This is a genomic window from Bradyrhizobium sp. SZCCHNS3002, from assembly GCF_032377435.1.
Classification (GTDB): Bacteria; Pseudomonadota; Alphaproteobacteria; order Rhizobiales; family Xanthobacteraceae; genus Bradyrhizobium.
This window is the reverse complement of record NZ_JAUHHY010000023.1, coordinates 95,988-102,836: the sequence shown is the minus strand read 5'-3', so window position 1 is coordinate 102,836 and position 6,849 is coordinate 95,988. Positions and strand designations below refer to the sequence as shown.

8 protein-coding genes are annotated in these 6,849 nt (G+C 65.5%); 2 read left to right on the top strand and 6 right to left on the bottom strand.

From position 1 onward, the window contains the following. Nucleotides 1-111: 111 nt before the first annotated feature. The gene (locus QW845_RS32130; RefSeq protein WP_315805517.1) at nt 112-912 is read right to left on the bottom strand and encodes a phytanoyl-CoA dioxygenase family protein; all 801 of its coding nucleotides are present in this window, start codon (nt 910-912) and stop codon (nt 112-114) included. 209 nt (nt 913-1,121) lie between these two features. Here QW845_RS32130 and QW845_RS32125 point away from each other — a divergent pair, with 209 nt between their 5' ends. Then, on the top strand, nt 1,122-1,664 hold the full coding sequence (locus QW845_RS32125; protein ID WP_315805516.1) for a methylated-DNA--[protein]-cysteine S-methyltransferase: 543 nt from the start codon (nt 1,122-1,124) through the stop codon (nt 1,662-1,664). 34 nt (nt 1,665-1,698) lie between these two features. On the opposite strand, the gene QW845_RS32120 is transcribed toward QW845_RS32125, so the two are convergent. The 4 genes from QW845_RS32120 to QW845_RS32105 form a co-directional block, all read right to left on the bottom strand. Continuing rightward, nucleotides 1,699-2,565 carry an MBL fold metallo-hydrolase gene (locus QW845_RS32120; protein WP_315805515.1) on the bottom strand — a complete coding sequence of 289 codons (867 nt, stop codon included), beginning with the start codon at nt 2,563-2,565 and terminating at the stop codon, nt 1,699-1,701. A 19-nt stretch (nt 2,566-2,584) separates the two neighbouring features. Next, the gene (locus tag QW845_RS32115; RefSeq protein WP_315805514.1) at nt 2,585-3,199 is read right to left on the bottom strand and encodes a glutathione S-transferase family protein; all 615 of its coding nucleotides are present in this window, start codon (nt 3,197-3,199) and stop codon (nt 2,585-2,587) included. 129 nt (nt 3,200-3,328) lie between these two features. Further along, on the bottom strand, nt 3,329-4,171 hold the full coding sequence (locus QW845_RS32110) for a fumarylacetoacetate hydrolase family protein (protein ID WP_315805513.1): 843 nt from the start codon (nt 4,169-4,171) through the stop codon (nt 3,329-3,331). A gap of 77 nt (nt 4,172-4,248) precedes the next feature. After that, entirely contained in the window at nt 4,249-5,112 is an 864-nt protein-coding gene (locus tag QW845_RS32105; protein WP_315805512.1) for an MBL fold metallo-hydrolase, read from the bottom strand. A gap of 116 nt (nt 5,113-5,228) precedes the next feature. Here QW845_RS32105 and QW845_RS32100 point away from each other — a divergent pair, with 116 nt between their 5' ends. Then, complete coding sequence (locus tag QW845_RS32100; protein WP_315805511.1) at nt 5,229-5,684, top strand: DUF3775 domain-containing protein; 456 nt, start codon at nt 5,229-5,231, stop codon at nt 5,682-5,684. A gap of 314 nt (nt 5,685-5,998) precedes the next feature. Here QW845_RS32100 and QW845_RS32095 read toward each other — a convergent pair whose 3' ends face one another. Then, nucleotides 5,999-6,781: an SDR family oxidoreductase gene (locus tag QW845_RS32095; protein WP_315805510.1), complete on the bottom strand. Its 783-nt coding sequence runs from the start codon at nt 6,779-6,781 to the stop codon at nt 5,999-6,001. Nucleotides 6,782-6,849: the final 68 nt, after the last annotated feature.

The window sequence follows — 6,849 nt, the reverse complement described above, 5'->3', positions numbered from 1 at the left end:
CAACTTGCCAAAAACCCACAACAGTTGAGCCTCGCAATATGCGGAAGCTGAACCGGACAGCCGTGGGTCAAGCCCGGGCATGACGACCTGCTTTCGTGATGGCGATATGGCTTACTCCGCCGCCTCGCGATGCGCTCGCGCGAGTTGCAGCAACACATCATCCGGCAGGGTTTCGATCGGCGTGAAGTCGCGATGCGCGATGTACTCCGGGCGCGTCGGGGTGCGGATGTGGTTCGAGACGGCGTTCAGCGTGAGATACACGATCTTGCGCGGGTAGGGCGTGATGTTGCCGGCGGAGCCGTGCACAAGATTGCCGTGGAACATCAGCATGCCGCCGGGCTTTCCGGTTGGCGCGACGATGCCGCCTTCCGCGACCAGCCGCGTCACCGTGGCCTCGTCCAAGGTCCACAACGGATAGGACGTGGTCGCGAGATCATGCGAGGCCTCGAGATCGCCGGCATGCTGGCTGCGCGGCACCAGCATCAAGGGGCCGTTGATCGGCATCACCTCGTCGAGGAAGATCGCGATGTTCATCGCGCGCGGCTCCGGCATGCCGTCGTCGCGCTTCCAGGTGCCGTAGTCCTGGTGCCATTGCCAGACATCGCCGGTGAAGGCCGATTTGGCGTTGATCTTGAACTGATGCATGTAGAGTTTCTCGCCGAAGATCTGCTCGATCGGCTCGATCATGCGCGGATGCGCGGCCAGCACGCGGAAGGCGCCGTTGTAGAGGTGGGCGGCAAACGCCGTGCGCGGCGCGCCGCTCTTCTCGCGCCAGACCTCGGGCCTGTCGGCGGCATAGATCGCCTCCGCCTCGCGGGCGAGGAACGCGGTCTCCTCCGGGCTGAACAGCTCGGGCAGGAACAGCCAGCCCTCGCGATTGAAGAATGCAATCTGCTCCGGCGTCAGCTTCATGGCCTTCTCCCTCGCCTTGGTTTCCTCGGATGAGGCGCCCGCTCTTTGCGGCGGGCTGCCCCTGTGCCGTGCTCCCATCCTTTCGGCCTGCCGATGGGCATCACGGCGCTTCCGCTGTCGACATTGGCAGAATCCGGGTGGATCGCAACATTCTCCAAGCCTAATTTGACTGGCAGATGATACGGGGCAGAGCGGCGATGGAGTCCGTCATGTCAGAGCACAGCTTTGCGATTTTCGAAACCGCGATCGGCCCTTGCGCGATCGCATGGGGAGCGCGCGGCATCAATGCGGTGCAACTGCCGATGGGCGGCGTCGCGCAGATCCGCATCCGGATGCAGCAGCGTTACGACGGCATCGGCGAGGCCGACCCGCCGCCGCATGTGCGGCGCACCATCACGCGGATCACGGCGCTGCTTGCCGGAGAGCCGGATGATCTCAGCGATGTCGACCTCGATCTCGACGGCGTCAGCGCGTTCCAGCGCGGCGTCTACGAGATTGCGCGCCGGATCCCGCCGGGCCGGACCCTGACCTACGGCGATATCGCCAAGCAGCTCGGCGGAGTCGAGCTGTCACGCGAGGTCGGCCAGGCACTGGGGCGCAACCCGTGCCCGATCGTGGTGCCCTGCCATCGCGTGCTCGCGGCCGGCAACAAGCCCGGCGGCTTCTCCGCCAACGGCGGTGTGGAGACCAAGCTGAAGATGCTGGCGATCGAAGGCGCCGCCGTGAACTATACGCCGAGCCTGTTCGATTGATGCGAAAGCGCGCGGCGGACGCCAGGCTCGGGCGTCAGACCGCCTCGCAGGCGAAGGCACTGCCCTTGCGCCTGATGCGGCCGACCGAGGGCGACGGGAAATGCGCCGTGCAGCACAGCGTCGCGGTGTCGCAATAACGCTCCAGGAACGTTCGTCGCGTGACAGCCGCCTGTTTCGGGTCGACGTCGAACTTCGGTGACAGTTCGGGAAGCCCGAGCTGCAACGGCGTGTGGATCAGGTCGCCGGCGAACACCGCGTCGTCTCGGCCCTTGCCCACGGCGATTGCGACATGGCCGGGCGTATGCCCCGGCGTCGGCAGCAGGCGGATATGATCGCCGATCGAGAATTCGTCGCCGACGATGTCGGCGCGCTTGGCCTCGACCACCGGCAGCACGCTGTCGGCGAATGGAGGCACCTCGGCCTTGGCGTTCTGCGCCACCCAGTAATCATATTCGCGCTGCGCGAAGACGTAGCGCGCATTCGGAAAGGTCGGCACCCAGCGGCCATTGTCGAGCCGCGTGTTCCAGCCGACATGATCGGTGTGCAGATGGGTGCACATCACGACGTCGATGTCGTCGACCGAGACGCCGGCGGCTGCGAGCGCCCTCATGTAGCTGTCGTCGCTCTTCATGTTCCAGACCGGCCGCGCCCGCGGCTTGTCGTTGCCGATGCAGCTGTCGATCAGGATGGTGTGGTGAGGCGTTCTCACCACGTAGGACTGGAAGCACAGGATCAGCGTGTCCTGCGCATCGAGGGCGCCGGCCGCCTGCAGCGCGCTGCGTTCCGCCGCCAGCATCTCCGGCGTCAGCTCCGGAAACATCTCGCGCGCCGGCAGGAACGTGGTTTCCTGCTCGATGATGCGATGAATGGTCGTGTCTGCAACCGAGAATGTCAGCGTCACGGCAGCTCCTGTTCGGGGATCAAGCCGCCGGTGGCACCGAGATCTTCACCGATTCGCGTTCGAGCATCTTGTTATGGAACGCGTCGAGCGCCGGAAACGCCTTGCGCCAGCCGCAATCGGCGAAGCGGAAATCGGCATAGCCGAGCACGCAGACGAGGCCGATCGCGGCGACGTCGAACGGGCGCGTCATCAGGTCGCTCTGCGCATTGAAGCGCGCCATGCCCATCCAGGCTCTGTTCCAGTGGTCGTCGGACCAGGCCTGCCAGCGCATTCCCTCCGGGCGCACCATCGCCTCGTAGCGGCACAGCAGCATGGAATCGAGCATGCCCTGCAGCATCGAATGCTCGCTCTTGACCTTCCAGCGCGACGGGCCGGAGGCGGGGATCAGCTTGTTGCCGCCGGCGAGCTCGTCGAGATATTCGACGATCACGTAGGAATCCAGGATGACGTCGCCATTGTCGAGGATCAGCACCGGCAGCTTCTTGAGCGGCGTGATCTTCGAATATTCCTCATTGGCCTGGCCCGGCACCACGGCCGCAGGCACGAACTCGATTTGATCGATCAGTCCGAGCTCGATGGCGGCGATGCGCACCTTGCGGGCGAACGGCGAGGCGGGCGAAAAGGTGAGTTTCATCGGCGTCTTCCTGTTGGCTCGATGCGGATTGTTATCCGTCATTGCGAGGAGCGAAGCGACGAAGCAATCCAGAGCCGCGCGTGACGCCCTGGATTGCTTCGCTTCGCTCGCAATGACGGTGAGGTGACGTTACGCCTCGATGATCTCCTGGCGCTGCTCGCCGAGGCGCTCGATGCCGAGCGTGACGACGTCGCCGACGTTGAGGAAGGTCGGCGGCTTCATTCCCATGCCGACGCCGGGAGGCGTGCCGGTGGTGACGATGTCGCCGGGCAGCAGCGTCATGAACTGCGAGACGTAGGAGATGCACTTGGCCATCGAGAAGATCATCGTCGCGGTGGTGCCGGTCTGGCGGCGCTGGCCGTTGACGTCGAGCCACATCGACAGGTTCTGCACGTCCGGAATCTCGTCCTTGGTGACGAGCCACGGGCCGACCGGACCGAACGTGTCGTGCGACTTGCCCTTGGTCCACTGGCCCAGGCGCTCGATCTGGAAGTTGCGCTCGGAGACGTCGTTGCAGACGGTGTAGCCGGCGACGTGGTTGAGCGCCTCGGCCTCCGAGACGTATTTGGCGCGGGTGCCGATGATCGCGGCGATCTCGACCTCCCAGTCGAGCTTGGTGGAGCCGCGCGGCTTCTCGACCTGGTCATAGGGACCGCACAGCGCGGTGTTGGCCTTCAGGAAGAAGATCGGCTCGGCCGGGATCGGGTTGCCGGTCTCCTTGGCGTGGTCGGAGTAGTTGAGGCCGATCGCGACGAATTTCGAGATGCCGGTCACGGGGGCGCCGAGCCGCGGCTTGCCGGCGACGGCGGGCAGGGAGGCCGGATCGAGCGCGGCGAGCTTCTTCAGGGACTCCGGCGCATAGGCCGCACCGTCGAGGTCCTTCACATGCGCGGACAGGTCGCGCAGCTGGCCGGATGCATCGATCAGGCCCGGCTTTTCCGCGCCCTTCTCGCCGTAGCGAACAAGCTTCATTGGTTTCTCTCCCTCAATTCCTTGGTATTCCAGAGCCCTGTCATGGAGCATGGCGGGGCGAAATTCAACCTCGCGGGCTATGCGCTGCCGCGGCCCGGCACTGCCTGGAAGCGGAAGGTGGCGCCGTTGCGCCGGATATGGCCGGCATCGAAATGGCCGCCGATCACCAGCGCCTCAGTGTCGGCGAAGCGCGAGAACAGCGCCCGGCGCGTGGCGGCCGCCTGCGCCGGATCGGAATCGACCGTCGAACTCCAATCGAGATGCGCCATCTGGCAGGGATGGTGGGCGACGTCCCCGGTCAGCACGGCCTCCGCTCCCTCCGAGCGGATGTGCAGGCTGACGTGACCCGGGCTGTGCCCCGGCGTCGGGATCAGCGTGATTTCGTCGGTGATCACATCCTCGCTTCCGACGAGCTCCGCGCGTCCGGCCGCGACGATCGGCTGGACGGAATCGGCGAAGGTCGCGGTCTCGTCGGCGGCCTCGCTGTGATCGCGCCAATGCTCATATTCCGCGCGGCCGAAGACATAGCGCGCATTGGGAAAGGTCGGCCCCCAGCGGCCGTCGACCAGCTTCGTATTCCAGCCGACGTGGTCGACGTGGAGATGCGTGCAGATCACCATGTCGATGCTCTCAGGCGGAAAGCCGGACGCGCTTATCGTCTCGAGGAAGGGCATGGTCCGGTTGTTCCAGATTGGCACGCTGCGGCCCTGCTTGTCGTTGCCGAGCCCGGTGTCGACCACGATCCGCATCGTCGGTGTTTCCAGCACCAGGGTGTGGATCGACATCTTCAGCCGACCTTCATCGGTCGCAAAATCGGGCGTGAGCCAGGACAGCTCGCGGATCGTCTCGGGTGTTGCCTGCGGCAGGATGAAGCGGGTGCCGCCGACGGTCTCCAGCTCGACGAATTTGGTGATCCTGACCCGGCCGATCGTCCAAGACATGCGCGCTTCCTCGTCTTATTCTTGATGCCGGTAACGATGCCGCGCGGCTTGTTCCGGCGCAATGGATCAACTGCCCGGAACAGGCGTTGCTGCAGTCCGTCCATGAGGAGAACGCCATGCCAGAGCTGACGATATCGCCCGAGAAGGTTGCCTTCCTGATCGAAAAGGCGCGCGAGTTCGACGTCAAGGAGCAGGCGACCGATGAGGATTCCGGCTCGAATGCCGCCGATGACGACATGGTCGACGTGCTCCAGGACAGCGGCGATGATCCCGTGGTGCGCGAGATCACCGGCTTCATCAACGCGATGACCGAGGATGAGCAGACCGATCTCGTCGCCTTGATGCGGCTCGGTCGCGGCGACGGCGATATCGACGAGTGGGACGAGCTGCGCCGCGAGGCCGCCGGCCAGCGCGACCGCCACACCGCGCGCTATCTGCTGGGCGAGCCGATGCTCGGCGACCTGCTGGCCGAGGGCCTCGATGCGTTCGGCATCGACTGGACCGAAGGCCGCACCACGGCGGATTCGTCGAGCCCGAGCCAGCGCGACGAGGACGAGATCACGAAGCGGTAGGTCTTTGCAGATCAGGGCAGGTAACTACTACGCAATAGTGACCGCAGGCTTTCCAGCTAAGAGTCGAGCGCTCTCCGCGACGCCGGTGCGCTCCCTCTCCCCGTTCTTCACGGGGAGAGGGGTGGGGTGAGGGGCAGCCGCACGGGAGGTGTCAGAGGGCAAACGCTCGGGGAGTGTTCGTGGTGAGGCCTGTACCCCCTCACCCGGATCGCATCTGGCGATGCGATCCGACATCTCCCCGCACGCGGGGAGAGGCGCAGAGCGAGCAAGTCGCGAGAGACCTCTGCACTCCAACGTTTCCCGCAATACGCCGCTTAAAGCGTGCCCGGGAACGCGCCGCCGTCAAGCAGGATGTTCTGGCCGGTGATGTAGCCGGCCTTGGCGGCGCACAGGAAGGCGCAGGCGAGGCCGAACTCTTCGGGATCGCCGAAGCGACCCGCAGGGTTTGTCTTGGCGCGGTCGGCCAGGATCTGCTCCGGCGTGACGCCGCGCTTTTCGGCTTCGCCCTTTGCCGTGGAGAGAAGGCGGTCGGTCTCGAACGGCCCCGGCAGCAGCGCATTGATGGTGACGTTGTTGATCACGGTCTTGCGCGACAGGCCGGCGACGAAGCCGGTGAGGCCGGCGCGGGCGCCATTGGAGAGGCCGAGAATGTCGATCGGCGCCTTCACCGCGGCCGAGGTGATGTTGACGATGCGGCCGAACTTGCGCGCCATCATGCCGTCGACGGTCGCCTTGATCAGCTCGATCGGCGTCAGCATGTTGGCATCGAGCGCCTTGATCCAGTCGTCGCGGGTCCAGTTGCGGAAATCGCCGGGCGGCGGGCCGCCGGCGTTGTTGATCAGGATGTCCGGGTCCGGGCAGGCCTTCAGCACCGCGGCGCGGCCCTCCGGCGTGGTGATGTCGCCCGCCACTTCCGTCACGGTGATGCCGGGATTGGCCGCGCGGATCTCGGCCGCGGTCTTGGCCAGCGTCTCGGCGCCGCGCGCCGTGATCGTGACATGCACGCCCTCATTGGCGAGCGCGATGGCGCAGGCGCGGCCCAAACCCTTGCTGGAGGCGCAGACGATGGCGCGGCGGCCCTTGATCCCGAGATCCACGATTGATCACTCCGATATGTCAGTGAGGCTGAAAGGAAGATGGGCGCATTCTAGCCAACGGCATTGCC